The organism is Acidobacterium sp. S8, assembly GCF_009765985.1.
Classification (GTDB): domain Bacteria; phylum Acidobacteriota; class Terriglobia; order Terriglobales; family Acidobacteriaceae; genus Alloacidobacterium.
Window position 1 is genome coordinate 76,156 of record NZ_LMUM01000002.1, and the last position, 254, is coordinate 76,409.

1 protein-coding gene is annotated in these 254 nt (G+C 62.2%); it reads right to left on the reverse strand.

Annotation, left to right across the window (positions count from 1 at the left end; genetic code table 11):
• Positions 1 to 254: EF-Tu/IF-2/RF-3 family GTPase (locus tag GSQ86_RS22905; protein WP_254062038.1), on the reverse strand; the 254-nt coding region annotated here is incomplete at both ends.

Sequence of the window (254 nt, forward strand, 5' to 3'; positions counted from 1 at the left end):
GCGCTCCACGTCTTCCTTGGCAATACCGCGCAGCAGAAGTCCCGCGTTGTCCCCGGCCAGACCTTCATCCAGCTGCTTCTTGAACATTTCGACGCCGGTCACAACCGTCTTGCGCGTCTCGCGGAAGCCTACGATCTCCGCTTCCTCGCCTACCTTCACCTTGCCGCGCTCGATACGGCCCGTCACGACTGTGCCACGGCCCGAGATCGAGAAGATGTCTTCCATCGGCATCAGGAAGGGCTGGTCGATCGCGC